Consider the following 20,411-nt stretch of genomic DNA (forward strand, 5'->3'; position numbering starts at 1 on the left):
TAGATTCGAACCGTGATCGACCTCGCCCCCATCCAGCTCGACCCCGCCTTCGCCAACGTGTGGGACGAGCTGCAGTACCGCGGGAGCGTGCACGTCTCGACCGACCCGGAGGCGCTGCGCGCGCTGCTCGGCGGCGACCCGATCACGTACTACTGCGGATTCGACCCGACCGCCCCGAGCCTGCACCTCGGCAACCTCGCGCAGCTCATCATCATGCGCCGGCTGCAGCTGGCCGGCCACCGGCCGCTCGCCCTCGTCGGCGGCTCGACCGGCCTCATCGGCGACCCGAAGCCGACGGCCGAGCGGCAGCTCAACGAGCGGGAGACCGTGGCGGAGTGGGTCACGTACCTCGGCGAGCAGATGCTGCGCTTCCTCTCCGACGAGGGCGACAACGCCGTGCGGCTCGTGAACAACCTCGACTGGACCGAGCCGCTCTCGACCGTCGACTTCCTGCGCGAGGTCGGCAAGCACTTCCGGGTCGGGACGATGCTCCGCAAGGACGTGGTCGCATCCCGCATGGAGTCGGACGAGGGCATCTCCTACGCGGAGTTCAGCTACCAGGTGCTCCAGGGACTCGACTTCCGCGAGCTCTTCCTCCGCTACGGCTGCATCATGCAGCTCGGCGGCAGCGACCAGTGGGGCAACCTCACCGCAGGGACCGAGCTCATCCGCAAGGCCGAGGGCGTCCACGCCCACGCCCTCGGGTCGCCGCTCATCACCGATGCCGACGGCCGCAAGTTCGGCAAGAGCGAGGGCAACGCCGTCTGGCTCGACCCGAACCTGACGACGCCCTACGCGATGTACCAGTTCTGGCTCAACCAGGACGACGCGATCGTCGTGCAGCTGCTGAAGTCGTTCACATTCCTGCCGTCGGCTCGCATCGCCGAGCTCGAGCGCGCGACGGCCGAGGCCCCGTTCCGCCGCGAGGCGCAGCGCGAGCTCGCGCTGCAGGCGACCGCCTTCATCCACGGTCGCGCCGCGACGGAGCAGGCGATCGCCGCATCGGAGGCGCTCTTCGGTGCCGGGGATCTCGCGGCGCTCGACGCCGGCACCCTCGCCGCCGCGGTTGGCTCGCTCGACCGCCAGGCGACGGCGACGGATGACGCGCCGGTCCTGCAGCTGCTGCAGGAGACGGGACTCGTCGACTCCCTCTCCGAGGGGCGGCGCGCGATCGCGCAAGGCGGCGTCTCGGTCAACAACCAGCGCATCGACGACCCGGCGGCGACGCTCGAGGGCCGCTTGCTGCACGGCCGCTTCGCGGTGCTCCGCCGCGGCAAGAAGACGCTCGCGGGCGTCGACGCCGGCGCCTGACGCCGCCGGGGGAGCGGCGCGACACGCCCGGGATGCACGCAGTTTGCGGCCCGCGTCCCCGAGCCGTGTAACGTATCCACTCGTCACCCCAAAGACGCCGAGCCGGACAGGCCAGCGGATCAAGAGGGACCACCCCCAGCAGAACGGCCACGCTTTCGCGTGCTTGCCGAGACGCGGGTGCGGTGACAGACCACTTCAACGATGAATGTGCGGAGAGCACGGTCGGCAGCTGCCGACCGAGCGAGACACCGACTTGACAGTCGCTCCGGAGCGTGTAACCTAGACAGGTTGCCACGAGCCGGGCCGAATGCGAGCCCGGTGCAGCAGGAGCCGATTTGACAGTCGCTCCGGAGCGTGTAACCTGAACAGGTTGCCACGAGCCGGATCGATCGAGACCGGCTCTCGCAGATGCCGACTTGACAGTCGCTCTGGAGCGTGTAACCTGAACGGGTTGCCACGAGCCAGGCCGAGTGTGAGCCGGCTCTCGCAGACGCCGACTTGACAGTCGCTCTGGAGCGTGTAACCTGAACGGGTTGCCACGAGCCAGGCCGAACAGCGAGCCGGCTCCAGCCGACGCCGACTTGACAGTCGCTCCGGAGCGTGTAGCCTGAACGGGCTGCCACGAGCCGGTCGATGTCCGGCGCCAGCGAAGCTCCGCACGGCGTGTCGATTTGACACGGACCGGGAAGTGGCTAACATAGAGAAGTTGCCTCGGCGCAGACCCCCACGGGGAATGCACGAGAGCGTCTGATCCTTGAGAACTCAACAGCGTGCACAATGTCAAATGCCAAAAATTACTCGTAGTGCCTTCGGGCACACGATTCCTTTGGATGAGACGGATTGTCAGTAGACAGTCCATTTTGTCAGCATCAAACTCGCTGCCGCCCGGCTTTCCCCGAGCGGTACGCAACATTTCTTTACGGAGAGTTTGATCCTGGCTCAGGACGAACGCTGGCGGCGTGCTTAACACATGCAAGTCGAACGATGAAGGAGGAGCTTGCTCCTCCGGATTAGTGGCGAACGGGTGAGTAATACGTGAGCAATGTGCCCTTGACTCTGGGATAAGCGCTGGAAACGGCGTCTAATACCGGATACGACCCTCGGAGGCATCTCCTGAGGGTGGAAAGAACTTCGGTCAAGGATCAGCTCACGGCCTATCAGCTTGTTGGTGAGGTAACGGCTCACCAAGGCGACGACGGGTAGCCGGCCTGAGAGGGTGACCGGCCACACTGGGACTGAGACACGGCCCAGACTCCTACGGGAGGCAGCAGTGGGGAATATTGCACAATGGGCGCAAGCCTGATGCAGCAACGCCGCGTGAGGGACGACGGCCTTCGGGTTGTAAACCTCTTTTAGCAGGGAAGAAGCGAAAGTGACGGTACCTGCAGAAAAAGCACCGGCTAACTACGTGCCAGCAGCCGCGGTAATACGTAGGGTGCAAGCGTTGTCCGGAATTATTGGGCGTAAAGAGCTCGTAGGCGGTCTGTCACGTCTGCTGTGAAAACCCGAGGCTCAACCTCGGGCTTGCAGTGGGTACGGGCAGACTAGAGTGCGGTAGGGGAGATTGGAATTCCTGGTGTAGCGGTGGAATGCGCAGATATCAGGAGGAACACCGATGGCGAAGGCAGATCTCTGGGCCGTAACTGACGCTGAGGAGCGAAAGCATGGGGAGCAAACAGGCTTAGATACCCTGGTAGTCCATGCCGTAAACGTTGGGAACTAGATGTGGGGACCATTCCACGGTCTCCGTGTCGTAGCTAACGCATTAAGTTCCCCGCCTGGGGAGTACGGCCGCAAGGCTAAAACTCAAAGGAATTGACGGGGGCCCGCACAAGCGGCGGAGCATGCGGATTAATTCGATGCAACGCGAAGAACCTTACCAAGGCTTGACATATACCGGAAACGGCCAGAGATGGTCGCCCCGCAAGGTCGGTATACAGGTGGTGCATGGTTGTCGTCAGCTCGTGTCGTGAGATGTTGGGTTAAGTCCCGCAACGAGCGCAACCCTCGTCCTATGTTGCCAGCACGTTATGGTGGGAACTCATGGGATACTGCCGGGGTCAACTCGGAGGAAGGTGGGGATGAGGTCAAATCATCATGCCCCTTATGTCTTGGGCTTCACGCATGCTACAATGGCCGGTACAATGGGCTGCGATACCGCAAGGTGGAGCGAATCCCAAAAAGCCGGTCTCAGTTCGGATTGGGGTCTGCAACTCGACCCCATGAAGTCGGAGTCGCTAGTAATCGTAGATCAGCAACGCTACGGTGAATACGTTCCCGGGCCTTGTACACACCGCCCGTCAAGTCATGAAAGTCGGTAACACCCGAAGCCAGTGGCCTAACCTTTTGGAGGGAGCTGTCGAAGGTGGGATCGGTGATTAGGACTAAGTCGTAACAAGGTAGCCGTACCGGAAGGTGCGGCTGGATCACCTCCTTTCTAAGGAGCATCTCGCCGGCACAGCCGGCGCAGAGCCACTACGGTCGCACACGTCGACCGGTGGAAGCTCAAGGGTGGAACATTGACATTGGCGCTCGAAGGATCGAGCCCAGCGAAGTACAGCTGCCTAGGCAGCTCGGAACCGCGGGGCGAGTGAGGTCGGGCGCATGCACGCTGTTGGGTCCTGAGGGACCAGACGGCGCCTTTCGGCGTCTCTTCCCTCGGACCGGCCGGCTGACGCGCAGCGCGCGGAGGTCGACGGTACCGACCGTAAGTTGAGAACTACACAGTGGACGCGAGCATCTTAGATTCGAGCTTCGGCTCGAGTCTTGATGATCTATATAGATCATTGGTCGCCATCGCCTCGGCGGTGGTGTCCTAACCAAAATACTCATGTATGTGGTCAAGTTTCTAAGAGCAAACGGTGGATGCCTTGGCATCTGGAGCCGATGAAGGACGTAGTAATCTGCGATAAGCCTCGGGGAGCTGATAAACGAGCTTTGATCCGAGGATCTCCGAATGGGGAAACCCCGCTGGGCGGCGTGCCGACCCAGTGACTCCCGCCTGAATATATAGGGCGGGTAGAGGGAACGTGGGGAAGTGAAACATCTCAGTACCCACAGGAAGAGAAAACAACAGTGATTCCGTCAGTAGTGGCGAGCGAACGCGGAAGAGGCTAAACCGATCGTGTGTGATAGCCGGCAGGCGTTGCACGATCGGGGTTGTGGGACATCTCAGCTGCTCTGCCGAGCAGCAAGCGTTACAGACCGCGGTAGGCGAAGAACTTGGAAAGGTTCATCGAAGAGGGTGACAATCCCGTAGCCGAAACCGCGCGATGGCGCGAGGTCCATCCCAAGTAGCACGGGGCCCGAGAAATCCCGTGTGAATCTGCCAGGACCACCTGGTAAGCCTAAATACTTCCAGATGACCGATAGCGGACAAGTACCGTGAGGGAAAGGTGAAAAGTACCCCGGGAGGGGAGTGAAATAGTACCTGAAACCGTTTGCTTACAAACCGTTGGAGCAGCCCTAGCAGCTGTGACAGCGTGCCTTTTGAAGAATGAGCCTGCGAGTTAGCGATATGTGGCGAGGTTAACCCGTGTGGGGTAGCCGTAGCGAAAGCGAGTCTGAATAGGGCGATTCAGTCGCATGTCCTAGACCCGAAGCGAAGTGATCTATCCATGGCCAGGTTGAAGCGAGGGTAAGACCTCGTGGAGGACCGAACCCACTTAGGTTGAAAACTGAGGGGATGAGCTGTGGATAGGGGTGAAAGGCCAATCAAACTTCGTGATAGCTGGTTCTCTCCGAAATGCATTTAGGTGCAGCGTTGCGTGTTTCTTGCCGGAGGTAGAGCTACTGGATGGCCGATGGGCCCCAAAAGGTTACTGACGTCAGCCAAACTCCGAATGCCGGTAAGTGAGAGCGCAGCAGTGAGACGGTGGGGGATAAGCTTCATCGTCGAGAGGGAAACAACCCAGACCACCGACTAAGGTCCCCAAGCGTGTGCTAAGTGGAAAAGGATGTGGAGTTGCTTAGACAACCAGGAGGTTGGCTTAGAAGCAGCCACCCTTGAAAGAGTGCGTAATAGCTCACTGGTCAAGTGATTCTGCGCCGACAATGTAACGGGGCTCAAGCACACCACCGAAGTCGTGGAATTCGCGCAACAGCTCGGCAGCTTCGGCTGTCCAGGCGTGCGGATTGGTAGGAGAGCGTCGTGTGGCGAGTGAAGCGGCGGAGGAATCCAGCCGTGGACGCCACACGAGTGAGAATGCAGGCATGAGTAGCGAAAGACTGGCGAGAAACCAGTCCTCCGAAAGACCAAGGGTTCCAGGGTCAAGCTAATCTTCCCTGGGTAAGCCGGGACCTAAGGCGAGGCCGACAGGCGTAGTCGATGGACATCAGGTTGATAATCCTGAGCTGGCGAAGAACCGCCCAAGTCAATCCAGTAATGCTAAGAGTCCGAATCCTTGGACTGAACCCTTCGGGGGGATGTCCTTGGGCTAGCACTCGACCCTTCGCTGGTGCGGCTAGCGTATTAACAGGTGTGACGCAGGAAGGTAGCAGAACCGGGCCGATGGTTGAGTCCGGGTAAGCCGTAGGGCGTGCGATAGGCAAATCCGTCGCACACATAGCCTGAGAGCTTTGCCGAACCCTAGAGGGAAGTCTGTGATCCTATGCTGCCTAGAAAAGCATCGACGCGAGGTTCAAGTCACCCGTACCCCAAACCGACTCAGGTGGTCAGGTAGAGAATACCAAGGAGATCGAGAGAATCGTGGTTAAGGAACTCGGCAAAATGCCCCCGTAACTTCGGGAGAAGGGGGGCCTGAGGCGTGACGGCACTAGCTGCCGAAAGCGTTTGAAGGCCGCAGAGACCAGTGGGAAGCGACTGTTTACTAAAAACACAGGTCCGTGCGAAGACGCAAGTCGATGTATACGGACTGACGCCTGCCCGGTGCTGGAAGGTTAAGAGGAAGGGTTAGCGCAAGCGAAGCTCAGAATTTAAGCCCCAGTAAACGGCGGTGGTAACTATAACCATCCTAAGGTAGCGAAATTCCTTGTCGGGTAAGTTCCGACCTGCACGAATGGCGTAACGACTTCCCAGCTGTCTCAACCGCGAACTCGGCGAAATTGCACTACGAGTAAAGATGCTCGTTACGCGCAGCAGGACGGAAAGACCCCGTGACCTTTACTACAGCTTGGTATTGGTGTTCGGTGTGGCTTGTGTAGGATAGGTGGGAGACTGTGAAGCCCGGACGCTAGTTCGGGTGGAGTCAATGTTGAAATACCACTCTGGTCACTCTGGATATCTAACTTCGAACCGTAATCCGGTTCAGGGACAGTGCCTGGTGGGTAGTTTAACTGGGGCGGTTGCCTCCCAAAAAGTAACGGAGGCGCCCAAAGGTTCCCTCAACCTGGTTGGCAATCAGGTGTCGAGTGTAAGTGCACAAGGGAGCTTGACTGTGACAGTGACAACTGGAGCAGGGACGAAAGTCGGGACTAGTGATCCGGCAGTGGCTTGTGGAAGCGCTGTCGCTCAACGGATAAAAGGTACCTCGGGGATAACAGGCTGATCTTGCCCAAGAGTCCATATCGACGGCATGGTTTGGCACCTCGATGTCGGCTCGTCGCATCCTGGGGCTGGAGTAGGTCCCAAGGGTTGGGCTGTTCGCCCATTAAAGCGGCACGCGAGCTGGGTTTAGAACGTCGTGAGACAGTTCGGTCCCTATCCGCTGCGCGCGTTGGAAGTTTGAGAGGATCTGACCCTAGTACGAGAGGACCGGGTTGGACGAACCTCTGGTGTGTCAGTTGTTCCGCCAGGAGCACCGCTGATTAGCTACGTTCGGGATGGATAACCGCTGAAAGCATCTAAGCGGGAAGCCGGCCTCAAGATGAGACTTCCGTGCCTTCGGGCGAGAGGCTCCCAGCCAGACTACTGGGTTGATAGGCCGGATGTGGAAGTGGGGACTAACGACCCATGAAGCTGACCGGTACTAATAAGCCGATGACTTGATAACATATACATGAGCTTGCTGCTCGCGTCCACTTTGTGGTTCTCGATGTACGGTCGAGGACTGCAGCCCTTCGCTTCATGCGAAGAGCTGTGCGAACTGAAACATCAATAGTGTTTCGGCGGCCATAGCGAGAGGGAAACGCCCGGTCACATTCCGAACCCGGAAGCTAAGGCTCTCAGCGCCGATGGTACTGCAGGGGGGACCCTGTGGGAGAGTAGGACACCGCCGGACTTCTTTTGGAAAGGGGCCCCAGATTCGTCTGGGGCCCCTTTTTCCGTTTCTGGACCCGGATGGAATGGTGCCGTGAACGACAAGGCAGATCGCAGCTCGCGCGACGGCGACCGCCGGCGCGACGCAGGAGACCGTCGACCCCAGCGTGACGGTGACCGTCGCTACGGCGATGGCCGGCCCGCGCGGGACGGATCGCGTTCGAGCGACCGCGGGCAGTCGCGCGACGCAGACCGCAAGCCGCTGCGCCCCGGCGACACCGGTTACCGCGCCGGGGGCGACTCGCGTCCCCAGCGGGAGAACGACCGTCGTCCGCAGCGCGATGGCGAGCGCCGGTTCGGCGACGCCCGTCCGCAGCGCGACGGGGATCGTCGTCCCCAGCGCGACGGTGGGCGCCGGTTCGATCGCGACTCGCGTCCGCAGCGTGATGGCGACCGTCGTCCCCAGCGCGATGGTGAGCGCCGCTTCGACCGGGACTCGCGTCCGCAGCGTGACGGTGACCGTCGGCCGCAGCGCGATGGTGAGCGCCGCTTCGACCGGGACTCGCGTCCGCAGCGTGACGGTGACCGTCGGCCGCAGCGCGGCGGTGAGCGCCGCTTCGACCGGGACTCGCGTCCGCAGCGCGATGGGGACCGCCGTCCGCAGCGCGATGGCGACCGCTTCGGTCGCAAGGACCAGCAGCGGCGCGACGATCAGCGCTCGAGGAACTCCGGCCCGCAGCGGGATGCCGCGCGGCCGGGCCGCGACTTCGAGCGTCGCGGCGACGGCACGGGCGAGAGCTTCAAGCAGGTGCGCGACGACGGCTTCGTGCCGCCGCACCTGCCCGATGATGTCGCACCGGAGGATCTCGACATCGGCGCTCGCGCGCAGCTCAAGACGCTGACGAAGGAGAACGCCGAGCTCGTCGCGAAGCACATGGCGATGGCGTCGCGGCTCATCGACGAGGACCCTGAGCTCGCGCACCAGCACGCGCTCGCGGCGTCGCGGCGCGCGGGCCGCATCGGCGTCGTCCGGGAGACGCTCGCGATCACCGCCTACCAGCTCGGCGACTTCACCCTCGCGCTCCGCGAGCTGCGCACCTACCGCCGCATCACCGGGCGCGATGACCAGCTGCCGCTCATGGCCGATTGCGAGCGCGGACTCGGACGCCCCGAGAAGGCGCTCGAGCTCGCCCGCTCGGTCGACGCATCCACGCTCGAGACGCCCGTGCGCGTCGAGCTCGCGATCGTGAAGTCCGGAGCGCGCCTCGACCTCGGGCAGAAGGAGGCAGCGCTCGAGGAGCTCCGCATCCCGGAGCTCCGGAAGGACAAGGCGTTCGAGTACAGCCCCGCGCTGTTCGCGAGCTTCGGAGCCGTGCTCGAGGAGCTCGGCCGCGACGAGGAGGCGGCCGAGTGGTTCGAGCTCGCCGATCGCGCGATCGACGCGCTCGAGGACGCGCTGCGACCGGGGGAGCTCGAGGAGATCGTGATCACCACGGAGCGGCTCGAGTCGCCGATCGCCGAGGACGCCGACGAGGTGCAGGACGCCGACCAGGTGCACGGCGTCGACGAGGCGCCTGCCGCCGGCTCGGTCGACGTCCCGCTCGATGGCGAGGCCGAGGAGTCCGCAGCGGAGGAGGCGTCGAGCGAGGTCGCCGCGGACGTCGAGACCGATGCGCCGGTGGTTCAGGAACCGATCGACGAGGGCGAGCCGCAGGGCGAGGCCGTCGGATCGGAGGGAGTGGAGTCGGAGGCCGGCATGTCGGTCGCGGGCGACGACGCGCTCTTCGGTGACGCGCTCTTCGGCGACGACCTCATCGAGGGCGAGGAGCGCCCCGAGGGCACGCGCTGATGGGCCTGTTCCGGAAGGCGCAGCCGGCGCCGGAGCCGACCCCGATCGACGGAGCCGACTTCCTCTACCTCGACCTCGACGGCGTCGTCTACAAGGGCCCGCACGCGATCCCGCACGCCGTCGAGAGCATCGTCGCGACCGGTCTGCCGACCGCGTTCCTCACGAACAACGCATCCCGCACCGACGCCGAGGTGGCGGAGCACCTGCGCTCGTTCGGCCTGCCGGTCGAGCCCGGCGACGTCGTGACGAGCCCGCAGGCTGCGATGCTGCTGCTCGAGCGGCACCTGCAGCCGGGAGACCCCGTGCTCGTCGTCGGCGGCGCCGGCATCGTGGTCGAGATCGAGGCCCGCGGGTGGCGCGTCGTGCGCACCGCGGCAGAGCAGCCGAAGGCGGTCGTGCAGGGCTTCCACCCGACCGTCGGCTGGAACGACCTCGCCGAGGCGTCGTTCGCGCTCGCGCGCAAGCCCGAGCACGGCGGCATCCCGTGGATCGCGACGAACGGCGACTGGACGATCCCCGTGGCCGGCGGCATCGCGCCGGGCAACGGCACCCTCGTCTCCGCCGTGCACACGGCCGTCGGCAGGCTCGCGGAGTTCGCGGGCAAGCCCGAGACACCGATGTTCGACGTCGCGGCGGCGCGCTTCGGCGCTCGGTCGCCCGTCATGATCGGCGACCGCCTCGACACCGACATCCTCGGCGCGAGGCGGGCGGGCATCCGCTCGATCGCGGTGCTCACGGGCATCGACCGGGGCGCGAGCCTCATCGGCGCCGATCCGTCGATGCGGCCAGACCACGTGATCGAGGACCTGCGCGACCTCCAGCAGCCGATCCTCCCGGTGCGCGAGACGCTGGAGACGTCGACGCGCGCGATGTACTTCGAGGTCGGTCGCGCAGCGGTGCGGCGCTCGGGGATCGACATCACGCTCGCGCGCGCCGGCGATCGACCCGTCGACACGATCCGCGCCGCGTGCGCTGCGGTGTGGAGCGCCGATCGCCCGGTGCTGGGCCTGCGCGTCGCCGACGAGCTGCTCGCCCTCTGAGGCTGGACGTTCGCCCGGTGCGCCGTCCAGGTCGGCGCGCTGGAATGGGGGCATGCTTCCCTCCACGACCGAGTCCGACAGCGGGTGCCGCACGGGCGCCGTCCGCCGACGCCGTCAGGCGGTGCTCGAGCGCGACGTCGCCCCGGGCATCCACCGCCTCCAGCACGCGTCGACGAACGCCTACCTGATCGAGGACGGGGGAGCGGTCATCCTCGTCGACTCACTCTTCCCGCGCAGCCGGCCGCACCTCGACACGGCCCTGGCGACGATCGGGCGCTCGATCGCCGACGTGCGGGCGCTCGTGCTCACGCACGCGCACTTCGACCACCTCGGCATGGCGGAGGGGCTGCAGCGCGAGGGCGTGCCGCTGTGGCTGCACCAGGGCGACGCGCGCATCGCGCGGCACCCCTACCGCTACCGCACCGCGAACTCGCGGCTCTGGTACCCCTTCCGCTATCCCGGCTCGCTGCCGATCTTCGCCGCGATGACCTCCGTCGGCGCGCTCAGCGTCGACGGCGTGCGCGGCACGGTGCCGATCGAGGCCGACGCGGTGCTCGACCTGCCGGGCAGCCCGCGCGTCGTCGCGACACCGGGCCACACCGACGGGCACGTGGCGCTGCACCTGCCCGACCGCGGTGCGGTCATCAGCGGCGACGCCCTCGTGACGCTCGACCCCTACACGACCCGCACCGGCCCGCGGGTCGTCGCGGGCGCCGCGACCGTCAAGCCCGAGCTCGCGCTCCGCTCGCTCGACGCGCTCGAGGAGACCGACGCGACGATCGTGCTGCCGGGGCACGGCGAGGTGTGGCGCGAGGGCGTGCGCGCAGCCGCGCGGGCGGCGCGCGCCGCCGGCATCGACTGAGCCGAGCCGCTCACGCGGGCGGCGGCTCCCACAGCGCGCGCCACCGCGCCATGCGCGACTCGTCGCGAGCTCGCCCGTAGGCGCGCCAGAAGGCGGACTCGGCCGTCGCGAGGCCGTTCCACTCGAGCGACCACGACGCGATCGCCAGGTCCGCCCAGCGATCCGACACACCCACGCGCCCGAGGTCGACGAGCCCGGCGAACGCGCCGCTCGCGATGAGCGTGTTCGGCGCGCACGGGTCGCCGTGGCAGACGACCGGCTCGTCGACCGGCTCGCGCGCCGTCCAGTCCGGCGCCGGGAAGGGGCACGACGCCACGTCGATCGCGTGCAGCGCTCGCAGCCCCGCGCCGAGCGCGGCCGCGGCCGCCGCCGGGGAGCGGCGCCCGGCCGGCGAGACGATCGAGACAGCCGGGATCGCGGCGGTCACGAGCAGCTCGCCCGCAGCGACCGAGCGCTCGGCGAGCACGCGCGGCACCGGCACCGACCCCACCCGGGCGAGCCAGCGCATCCGCTCGGCCTCGGCGCGCAGCGACTCGATGCTGCCGGCCGGGTTCCACTTCGCGAAGACCGCGCCGCCGGGCCGCTCGATGCGCGCGGTCACGCCGCCCTGCTCGTTGCGCCAGACGAGCTCGAGCGGGGCGTCGCCGGCGACTGCGGCGATCGCGGCCGGCACTCGCGTGCTGGGCGGCGGCACGTCGGCGGCTCCGGTGGTCACGCCGTGACGCTAGCGTGGCGCCATGAGCGAGACGACCCCGCGGCGGGTGCTCGTGCTGGGCGGCACGCAGTGGCTCGGCCGCGCGGTCGCGCAGGGTCACGTCGAGCGCGGCGCCGAGGTCACGTGCCTCGCGCGCGGCGAAGCGGGCGCTGCCCCCGATGACGCTCGGCTCGAGCGGGCCGACCGAGATGCGGCGGATGCGTACGACGCGCTCTCCGGGGAGTGGGACGAGGTCGTCGACGTCACCCGCATCCCGCGCCACGCGCGCGGCGCGCTCGACGCGCTCGCGGATCACGCAGCGCACTGGACGTTCGTCTCGTCGGTCTCGGCGCAGCGGCTCGAGGCGCCCGTCGGCGCCGACGAGGACGACGAGCTCGTGCCCGAGTCCGAGTCGGAGGGGGACTACGGCGGCGCGAAGGCGTGGATCGAGCGCGCCCTGCGCGAGCGGCTCGGCGCGCGGCTCCTCGTCGTGCGCCCCGGGCTCATCGGCGGCCCGGGCGACGCCAGCGACCGCTTCGGCCACTGGGTCGCGCGGCTCGCGCTCGCGGCCGACGGCCCCGTGCTCGTGCCCGCGCGAGACCAGGCGACCCAGACGATCGACGTGCGCGACCTCGCGACCTTCCTCGTCGTCCGGGCACCCGCGATCGACGGCGTCGTGAACGCCGTCGGCGCCGAGCGGCGGCTGCACGCGCTCATCGAGACCGCCCGCGGCATCGCGGGCCACACGGGCGAGCTCGTGCTCGCGACCGACGCGCAGCTCGAGGCGGCCGACGTCGGCCACTGGGCAGGGCCGCGGGCGCTGCCGCTCACGCTGCCCGCCGCACTCGAGCCGCACGCGCAGCGCTCGAGCGCGCGCTACCGCGCCGCGGGCGGCGAGCACCGCCCGCTCGAGGGCATGCTCGTCGACGTACTGGCCGACGAGCAGGGGCGCGGCCTCGACCGCCCGAGCGCCAACAGGCTCTCGCGCGCCGACGAGCTCCGCGTCATCGATTCGCTAGCCTCGACGTCATGACGGAAGAGCACCTCCTCGACGAGCTCGAGCTGCTCGAGCAGCAGCCGCTCGAGGAGCGCGCGGACCAGCTGGCCCGCATCCACGACCGGCTGCAGGCCGAGCTCGGGGCAGTCCGTGGTTGATCCGCGTGGCTGACGCCATCCGGCTCGATCAGGCGCTCGTCGAGCGCGGCCTCGCGCGCAGCCGCAGCCAGGCGCAGCAGCGCATCGCCGCCGGCCTCGTCTCGGTCGACGGGCGCGGCGTCGTGAAGGCGAGCCACAAGGTGCCGGTCGGCGCCGAGATCGCGGTCTCGGGCACCGACGCGTGGGTCTCGCGCGCGGCGCACAAGCTCATCGCCGCGCTCGACGCGTTCCGGGTGGATGCGTCGGGTCGCGACGCGCTCGACGCGGGCGCGTCGACTGGCGGCTTCACCCAGGTGCTGCTCGCGCGCGGCGCGCGGCATGTGACTGCGCTCGACGTCGGGCACGGCCAGTTCCAGCTCGACGTGTCGACGCATCCCATCACCCTGCTCGAGGGGCGCAACGTGCGCGACCTCGAGCCCGGCTCGATCGAGCCCGCGCCGACGCTCGTCACGGCCGACCTCTCGTTCATCTCGCTCGCGCTCGCGATCGGGCCGCTCGTCGGCGTCGCCGCGCCCGGCGCCGATCTCGTCGTGCTCATCAAGCCGCAGTTCGAGGTGGGCCGCACGGGGGTGCGCGAGGGCATCGTCACCGACCCGGCGCTCCGCGCGCAGGCGATCGAGCGCGTGCTGTGGGCGGCGTGGGACGCGGGGCTCGGCACCGCCGGCCTCATCGGCAGCCCGATCGTCGGCGCGCGCGGCAACCTCGAGTACCTCGCCCACCTCTCGGCGACCGCAGGGTCGAATCCGACAGAATGGCTGGACGAGTGCGAGCGGCTGTCGAAGGAGGCGCGGTGAACGAGGCGGGAGACGTCGCGGAGCGCCGCTTCCTGCTCGCGTTCCACCCCGGCCGCGCCGAGGCGGTCGAGAGCGCGGTCACGATCGCGCGGCGGCTGCTCGCTGCGAGCGTGACGCCCGTCGTGCTCACCGACGACCGGCCCGTGCTGCTCGAGGCCGAGCCCGCCCTCACCGCCGTCGAGGGCTGGGACCGCTCCGGGCCCATCGAGGTCGAGCTCATCATGACGCTCGGCGGCGACGGCACGATCCTGCGCGCGGCCGAGCTGCAGCGCGAGCTCGACGCGCCGCTGCTCGGCATCAACCTCGGCCACGTCGGCTTCCTCGCCGAGGCGGAGGTCGCCGAGTCGGCCGAGGTCGTCGAGCGCGCGCTCCTGCGCGACTACGAGGTCGAGCAGCGGCTGACGCTGTGCGTGCGGGTGTTCCGCGGCGACGAGCTCGTGCACGAGACGTGGGCGGTCAACGAGGCCGCGATCGAGAAGTCGGGCTCGGGCCGCATGATCACGACCCTGCTCGAGATCGACAGCCGCGCGGTCTCGTCGTTCGGCACCGACGCCGTGCTGCTGTCGACGCCCACCGGCTCGACCGCCTACTCCTTCTCCGCCGGCGGCCCGATCGTCTGGCCGACCGCCGAGGTGCTGCTGCTCGTGCCGCTCGGCGCGCACGCGCTCTTCACGCGCCCGCTCGTCGTCGCGCCGACCTCGACCATGGCGGTCACGATCGCCGAGGACTCGACGCACCCCGCGGTGCTGTGGTGCGACTCCCGCCGCTCGTTCGACCTGCCGCAGGGCTCGCGCGTCGAGGCGACGCGCGACGCGAAGCCGCTGCGCCTCGCTCGGCTGTCGAAGGCGCCGTTCGCCGACCGGCTCGTCGCGAAGTTCCACCTGCCGGTGGAGGGATTCCGGCGGAAGCGGCTGTGACGCGCCTCGACGAGCTGACGATCCGCTCGCTCGGCGTCATCGACGACGCGCGCGTGCCGATCGGACCGGGCTTCACCGCGATCACCGGAGAGACGGGCGCGGGCAAGACGATGGTCGTGCAGGCGCTCGCGCTCCTGCGCGGCGAGCGCGCCGACGCGGGCGTCATCCGCTCGGGCGAGGAGCGCGCCGCGGTGCAGGGCGTGTGGATCGTCGACGACGCGGATGCGGTGGGTCTCGTCGAGGACGCGGGCGGCACGGTCGACGACGGCGAGCTCATCCTCGGCCGGGCGCTCACGCGCACGCCCGAGGCGACCGCCCGCTCGCGCGCCCAGGCCGGGGGCGCAGCCGTGCCCGCCGGGCTGCTGCGCGAGCTCGCCGACCGGCTCGTCGCCGTGCACGGGCAGTCCGACCAGCAGCGGCTGCGCTCGGCGGAAGCGCAGGCCGCGGCGCTCGACCGCGCGGCCGGCGCGGCGCTGCAGGAGCTGCTCGCCGAGTACCGCGCCGCGCACGCGGCCTGGACCGACACGCGCGAGACGGCCGAGCGCATCCGCGCCGAGCACGACGCCCGCGCAGCCGAGGCCGCGCGCATCCGCGAGGAGCTCGAGGAGCTCGAGGCCCTCGACCCGCAGCCGGGCGAGCAGGACGAGCTCGCGGCGCTCGCGCACCGGCTCGAGCACTCGGAGTCGCTGCGCGCCGACCTCGGCGAGGCCCACCAGGCGCTCTCGAACGACGACGACGCGCCCGACGCGGTGACGCTCGCCGGTCAGGCGCGCCGGCTCGTCGAGCGCGCCGCGGGCGACGACGCGGCGCTCGCGGAGGCGCTCGAGCTGCTCGTGCAGGCCGATGCGCTGCTGCAGGAGGCGTCGGCCTCGATCGTGACGGCGCTCGACGACCTCGAGCGGCCCGAGCGCAGCCTCGACGAGGTGCAGCAGCGGCGCGCCGAGCTCTCCGCGCTCGAGCGGCGGCTCGGCCGGCCGCTCGACGAGGCGCTCGACGCGGCGCCGGCCGCGGCGCTGCGGCTCGCCGAGCTCGAGGGCGACGAGGCGGAGCTCGAGCGGCTCGAGGCCGAGCAGGAGCGGCACCTCGAGGCGGCGACCGCGCTCGCCGACCGGCTGAGCGTGCTCCGGCGCGAGGCGGCGACGCGGCTCGAGGCCGCGGTCGGGGAGGAGCTCCGGGCGCTCGCGATGCCGAACGCGCGGCTCGTCGTCGAGGTCGCGCAGGCCGAGGCGCTCGGCGCGACCGGCCGCGACCGCGTGACGATGCTGCTCGCGCCGCACCCGGGCGCCGAGCCGCGCCCCATCCAGCGGGGCGCGTCGGGCGGCGAGCTCAGTCGCATCATGCTCGCGATCGAGGTCGCGCTCGCCGACGAGAGCGTGCCGACGATGGTCTTCGACGAGGTCGACGCGGGCGTCGGCGGCGCCGCCGCGACCGAGATCGGGCGGCGGCTCGCGCGGCTCGCGCAGCACTGCCAGGTGATCGTCGTCACCCACCTCGCGCAGGTCGCGGCGTTCGCCGAGCACCACGTGCGGGTCGAGAAGGGCACCGACGGCCGCATCACGGCCTCCCAGGTCGCCGCGGTCGAGGGGGAGGAGCGCCTGGCCGAGCTCGCCCGCATGCTCTCGGGCACCGCATCCGAGACCGCGCTCGCCCACGCCCGCGAGTTGCTCGAAGACTCGGGCGCGGTGGGTTAGGCTCGAAGCCCGTGGACCTCAGTGCGAACGGGACCGACACGTCGGCCAAGGTGACCAAGCAGATCTTCGTCACGGGCGGTGTCGTCTCCTCGCTCGGCAAGGGACTCACCGCCGCGTCGCTCGGCAACCTGCTGACCGCGCGCGGCCTGCACGTCGTGATGCAGAAGCTCGACCCCTACCTCAACGTCGACCCTGGCACGATGAACCCGTTCCAGCACGGCGAGGTCTTCGTCACCGACGACGGCGCCGAGACCGACCTCGACATCGGCCACTACGAGCGCTTCCTCGACGTCGACCTCTCGCAGGCGGCGAACGTCACGACCGGCCAGATCTACTCGCGCGTCATCGAGCGCGAGCGCCGCGGCGAGTACCTCGGCGACACGGTGCAGGTCATCCCGCACATCTCCGACGAGATCAAGCGCCGCATGCGCCTGCAGTCCGAGCAGGACCCGCAGCCCGACGTCATCATCACCGAGATCGGCGGCACCGTCGGCGACATCGAGTCGCAGCCGTTCATCGAGTCGGCGCGCCAGATCCGCCACGAGCTCGGTCGCCAGAACGTCTTCTTCGTGCACGTCTCGCTCGTGCCGTTCCTCGGCGCCTCCGGCGAGCAGAAGACGAAGCCGACGCAGCACTCGGTCGCGACCCTCCGCTCGATCGGCATCCAGCCCGACGCGCTCGTGCTGCGCAGCGACCGGCCGGTGAGCGAGTCGAACCGCAAGAAGATCGCGCTCATGTGCGACGTCGAGGAGCGCGCGGTCGTCAACGCGATCGACAAGCCCTCGATCTACGACATCCCGAGCATGCTCACCGAGCAGGGCCTCGACGCGTACATCATCGAGCAGCTCGGCCTCACGGCGGGCGAGATCGACTGGTCGCGCTGGCAGCCCGTGCTCGACGGCGTGCACAACCCCAAGCACGAGGTCACGATCGGCCTCGTCGGCAAGTACATCGACCTCCCGGATGCGTACCTGTCGGTGACCGAGGCGGTCAAGGCCGGCGGCTTCGCGAACCAGACGAAGGTCAACCTCCGCTGGATCCGCTCCGACGACTGCGAGACGCCCGAGGGCGCGGCCGCCCAGCTCGGCGAGCTCGACGGCATCGTCGTGCCCGGCGGCTTCGGCATCCGCGGCATCGAGGGCAAGCTCGGCGCGCTGCGGTTCACGCGCGAGAACGAGATCCCCACGCTCGGCATCTGCCTCGGCCTGCAGTGCATGGTGATCGAGGCCGCGCGGAACCTCGCGGGCATCGAGGGCGCCTCCTCGACCGAGTTCGACGTCGACACCCCGGCGCCCGTCATCGCGACGATGGCCGAGCAGGAGCAGCACATCCACGGCGGCGACCTCGGCGGCACGATGCGGCTCGGCATCTACGAGGCGAAGCTCGCCGAGGGCTCGCTCGCCGCGCAGCTCTACGGCGCCGACTCCGCCGAGGAGCGCCACCGCCACCGCTACGAGGTCAACAACGCCTACCGCGAGCAGATCGCCGAGGCGGGGCTGTGGTTCAGCGGCACCTCGCCCGACGGCCACCTCGTCGAGTACGTCGAGCTGCCCGGCCACCCGTTCTACATCGCCACGCAGGCGCACCCGGAGCTCCGCAGCCGGCCCAACCGCGCGCATCCGCTCTTCCGCGGCCTCGTCGCGGCCGCCCTCGACCGGCAGCGCGCCTCGAAGCTCTTCGACGAGACCGACGAGCCGATCGAGACCGCCTGATGCTCGCCGATGCGCTCGGGCGGCAGCCGGTGCTCGAGAGCGAGCGGCTGTTCTCCGGACGCATCTGGGACGTCGAGCGGCACGAGCTCGAGCTCGACGGCGAGCGGATCGTGCGCGAGGTCATCGTGCACCCCGGTGCCGTCGCGGTGGTCGCCATGAACGAGCGGGACGAGGTCATGCTCGTGCACCAGTACCGCCACCCCGCCGGCGGCACGCTGTGGGAGCTGCCCGCCGGCCTGCTCGACGTCGACGGCGAGGACCCGCTCGCCGCCGCGCAGCGCGAGCTCGCCGAGGAGACCGACCTCGAGGCCGGCTCGTGGCGCACGCTCCTCGACCTCTCGCCGACCGGCGGCGGCTCGACCGAGATCATCCGCGTCTACCTCGCGACCGACGTGCGCGAGCTCCCGGATGCGTTCGCGCGCGTCCACGAGGAGGCCGCGATGGAGCGCCGCTGGGTGCCGCTCGACGAGGTCGTCGAGGCGGCGCTCGCGATGCGCCTGCACAACGCGACGCTGCTGTCGGCCGTGCTCGCGCTGCACGCGATGCGCGCGCGGGGCATCGCCGCCCACCCGGCCGACGCGCCGTTCGACTGGCACCCCGCGCACCGGCCGTGACGCCGTGACCACGTCGCCGGCGGTCGCGGTCGAGCGGCTGCTGCGCCAGCTCGCGGTCGAGCGAGGGCTCTCGGCGCACACGATCGCCGCCTACCGGCGCGACCTCGCCGGCTACGTCGCGGTGCTCGAGGCGCGCGGGGTGACGGATGCGTCGGCGATCGCGCGCGAGGACGTCGCCGCCTTCCGCGCGGCGCTCGCGGACCGCGGGCTCGCCGCCTCCTCCGTCGCCCGCCACCTCTCGGCGGTCAAGGCGCTGCACCGCTGGCTCGTCGACGAGCGGGTCGCGAGCGAGGACGTCACGCGCGACGAGCGGCCGCCGAAGCTGCCGCAGCGGCTGCCGAAGGGCATCTCGGTCTCGCAGATGCAGCGGCTGCTCGAGACCCCGAGCGGCGACGACCCCGCGGGCCTCCGCGATCGGGCGCTGCTCGAGCTCCTCTACGCGACCGGCGCGCGCATCTCGGAGGTGCTCGGGCTCGACGTCGACGACCTCGAGAGCGAGCACGGGCTCGTGCGCGTGACGGGCAAGGGCGCGAAGCAGCGGCTCGTGCCGGTCGGCTCGTTCGCGCGCGCGGCGGTCGACGCGTGGCTCGTGCGCGGCAGGCCCGCGCTCGCGGCGAAGGGGCGCGGGGGACCGGCCCTGCTGCTCGGCGCGCGCGGCGGGCGGCTCAGCCGCCAGGCGGCGTGGGAGATCATCCAGCGCGTCGCCGAGGAGGCGGGGGTCGAGCACGTCTCGCCGCACACGTTCCGCCACTCGTTCGCGACCCACTTGCTCGAAGGCGGTGCCGACGTGCGCGTCGTGCAGGAGCTGCTCGGCCACGCCTCGGTCGCGACGACGCAGATCTACACGCACGTGACCGCCGACACGCTCCGCGACATGTACACGACCGCGCATCCGCGCGCCCGCTGAGCGGCTACCGCTCGGGGATCGCGCCGTCGGCGTAGAGCGACCGCGGGTTGGCGCGGAAGCCGGCCCGCTCGTAGACGGGGATCGCCTCGACGCTCGAGTGCACCGTCACGTGCTCGAGGCCGCGCCGCCGAGCCTCGTCGAGCACGGCCTCGGCGAGCCGGCGGCCGAGGCCCGCGCCGCGGTGCTCGGGCACGACGTAGCAGCTCTGCAGGTCGCCCGAGCGGCGCTCGAGCGCGCGCGGCGAGGGCACGCGCGACTGGATCGCGAGCCACGCCATGCCGACGACCTCGCCGTCCGCGACGGCGACGAGCGGCACGTGCGAGTCGCCGTGCGCGCGAGCCCACGCGGCCGCCTCCGCGGCGTACGCGCTCCGCTCGGGCAGCGGCTCGTCGCTCGACTCCCGCACCCACCGCCACCGCAGGTCCGCGACCGCCTCGAGCTCCGCATCCGCCGCCTGCCGCACCACCACGTCCATGCCTGCATCGTCCCACTCGCGGCGCGTGCTGCCCTCGGCATCCGTCGCCCGGTGCGCCTCCGCCCGACAGGGGCCGGCACGCCCGCCCCTGTCGGGCGGAAGCGCACCTGTCGAGGGGGCGTCTGTGCATGGCTGCCGCTTCGATCCGGCGCGCTGAGCCTCAACCAGAGGTTGAGATACACGCCGTCCGCGCCTGCGGGGCGGAGGCGCGCCGCGTTCCTAGACTCGAAGCC

General features: G+C 69.1%; 14 protein-coding genes and 3 rRNA genes. 15 read left to right on the top strand and 2 right to left on the bottom strand.

Annotated features, from left to right (window positions below; genetic code table 11):
• The first annotated feature begins 3 nt into the window (after positions 1-3).
• The 7 genes from tyrS to L332_RS28815 all read left to right on the top strand — a co-directional run bounded on the left by tyrS (position 4) and on the right by L332_RS28815 (position 11,219).
• The gene (gene tyrS, locus L332_RS28785; protein ID WP_041204209.1) at positions 4-1,311 is read left to right on the top strand and encodes a tyrosine--tRNA ligase; all 1,308 of its coding nucleotides are present in this window, start codon (positions 4-6) and stop codon (positions 1,309-1,311) included.
• A 916-nt stretch (positions 1,312-2,227) separates the two neighbouring features.
• Positions 2,228-3,748 (top strand): 16S ribosomal RNA (locus tag L332_RS28790).
• 401 nt (positions 3,749-4,149) lie between these two features.
• Positions 4,150-7,262: ribosomal RNA gene (locus L332_RS28795) — 23S ribosomal RNA — on the top strand.
• Between the two features lie 111 nt (positions 7,263-7,373).
• Positions 7,374-7,490, top strand: a 5S ribosomal RNA gene (gene rrf / locus L332_RS28800).
• Together the 16S, 23S and 5S rRNA genes form the textbook arrangement of a ribosomal RNA operon.
• A gap of 786 nt (positions 7,491-8,276) precedes the next feature.
• Positions 8,277-9,317 (top strand): tetratricopeptide repeat protein, encoded by a 1,041-nt coding sequence (locus tag L332_RS30830; RefSeq protein WP_144061119.1) that lies wholly within the window; start codon positions 8,277-8,279, stop codon positions 9,315-9,317.
• Positions 9,317-10,357: an HAD-IIA family hydrolase gene (locus tag L332_RS28810; protein WP_021011830.1), complete on the top strand. Its 1,041-nt coding sequence runs from the start codon at positions 9,317-9,319 to the stop codon at positions 10,355-10,357. The genes L332_RS30830 and L332_RS28810 overlap by 1 nt, the downstream gene beginning before the upstream one ends.
• A 52-nt stretch (positions 10,358-10,409) precedes the next feature.
• Positions 10,410-11,219: an MBL fold metallo-hydrolase gene (locus L332_RS28815; RefSeq protein WP_021011831.1), complete on the top strand. Its 810-nt coding sequence runs from the start codon at positions 10,410-10,412 to the stop codon at positions 11,217-11,219.
• A 10-nt stretch (positions 11,220-11,229) separates the two neighbouring features.
• Here the strand turns inward: L332_RS28815 and L332_RS28820 are convergent, their stop codons facing one another.
• Positions 11,230-11,934 (bottom strand): phosphotransferase, encoded by a 705-nt coding sequence (locus tag L332_RS28820; protein WP_021011832.1) that lies wholly within the window; start codon positions 11,932-11,934, stop codon positions 11,230-11,232.
• Positions 11,935-11,956: 22 nt separating this feature from the next.
• Here L332_RS28820 and L332_RS28825 point away from each other — a divergent pair, with 22 nt between their 5' ends.
• The 8 genes from L332_RS28825 to xerD are packed head-to-tail and all read left to right on the top strand — an operon-like array spanning position 11,957 to position 19,703.
• Positions 11,957-12,946, top strand: a complete 990-nt coding sequence (locus L332_RS28825; protein WP_021011833.1) for an NAD-dependent epimerase/dehydratase family protein — start codon at positions 11,957-11,959, stop codon at positions 12,944-12,946.
• Positions 12,943-13,068, top strand: coding sequence for a hypothetical protein (locus L332_RS30910; RefSeq protein WP_021011834.1), 126 nt, complete (start codon positions 12,943-12,945; stop codon positions 13,066-13,068). The genes L332_RS28825 and L332_RS30910 overlap by 4 nt, the downstream gene beginning before the upstream one ends.
• Before the next feature lie 5 nt (positions 13,069-13,073).
• Complete coding sequence (locus L332_RS28830) at positions 13,074-13,862, top strand: TlyA family RNA methyltransferase (RefSeq protein ID WP_021011835.1); 789 nt, start codon at positions 13,074-13,076, stop codon at positions 13,860-13,862.
• The gene (locus L332_RS28835; RefSeq protein WP_021011836.1) at positions 13,859-14,779 is read left to right on the top strand and encodes an NAD kinase; all 921 of its coding nucleotides are present in this window, start codon (positions 13,859-13,861) and stop codon (positions 14,777-14,779) included. Before L332_RS28830 ends, L332_RS28835 begins: the two co-directional genes overlap by 4 nt.
• The gene (gene recN, locus L332_RS28840; RefSeq protein WP_021011837.1) at positions 14,776-16,470 is read left to right on the top strand and encodes a DNA repair protein RecN; all 1,695 of its coding nucleotides are present in this window, start codon (positions 14,776-14,778) and stop codon (positions 16,468-16,470) included. Before L332_RS28835 ends, recN begins: the two co-directional genes overlap by 4 nt.
• Before the next feature lie 11 nt (positions 16,471-16,481).
• A complete protein-coding gene (locus tag L332_RS28845) occupies positions 16,482-18,182 on the top strand; it encodes a CTP synthase (protein WP_021011838.1) in 1,701 nt (566 codons plus the stop codon).
• Positions 18,182-18,796, top strand: a complete 615-nt coding sequence (locus L332_RS28850) for an NUDIX domain-containing protein (protein ID WP_021011839.1) — start codon at positions 18,182-18,184, stop codon at positions 18,794-18,796. Before L332_RS28845 ends, L332_RS28850 begins: the two co-directional genes overlap by 1 nt.
• 4 nt (positions 18,797-18,800) lie before the next feature.
• A complete protein-coding gene (gene xerD / locus L332_RS28855; protein ID WP_021011840.1) occupies positions 18,801-19,703 on the top strand; it encodes a site-specific tyrosine recombinase XerD in 903 nt (300 codons plus the stop codon).
• Positions 19,704-19,707: 4 nt separating this feature from the next.
• On the opposite strand, the gene L332_RS28860 is transcribed toward xerD, so the two are convergent.
• Complete coding sequence (locus tag L332_RS28860) at positions 19,708-20,178, bottom strand: GNAT family N-acetyltransferase (RefSeq protein ID WP_021011841.1); 471 nt, start codon at positions 20,176-20,178, stop codon at positions 19,708-19,710.
• Positions 20,179-20,411 lie beyond the last annotated feature (233 nt).

Origin of the sequence: Agrococcus pavilionensis RW1, from assembly GCF_000400485.1 — a bacterium.
Lineage (GTDB): Bacteria > Actinomycetota > Actinomycetes > Actinomycetales > Microbacteriaceae > Agrococcus > Agrococcus pavilionensis.

Coding starts and splice junctions, on each gene's coding strand:
- L332_RS28810 (WP_021011830.1), top strand. CDS start 9,317: ATGGGCCTGTTCCGGAAGGCGCAGCCGGCGCCGGAGCCGACCCCGATC.
- L332_RS28815 (WP_021011831.1), top strand. CDS start 10,410: ATGCTTCCCTCCACGACCGAGTCCGACAGCGGGTGCCGCACGGGCGCC.
- L332_RS28825 (WP_021011833.1), top strand. CDS start 11,957: ATGAGCGAGACGACCCCGCGGCGGGTGCTCGTGCTGGGCGGCACGCAG.
- L332_RS30910 (WP_021011834.1), top strand. CDS start 12,943: ATGACGGAAGAGCACCTCCTCGACGAGCTCGAGCTGCTCGAGCAGCAG.
- L332_RS28850 (WP_021011839.1), top strand. CDS start 18,182: ATGCTCGCCGATGCGCTCGGGCGGCAGCCGGTGCTCGAGAGCGAGCGG.
- L332_RS28860 (WP_021011841.1), bottom strand. CDS start 20,178: ATGGACGTGGTGGTGCGGCAGGCGGCGGATGCGGAGCTCGAGGCGGTC.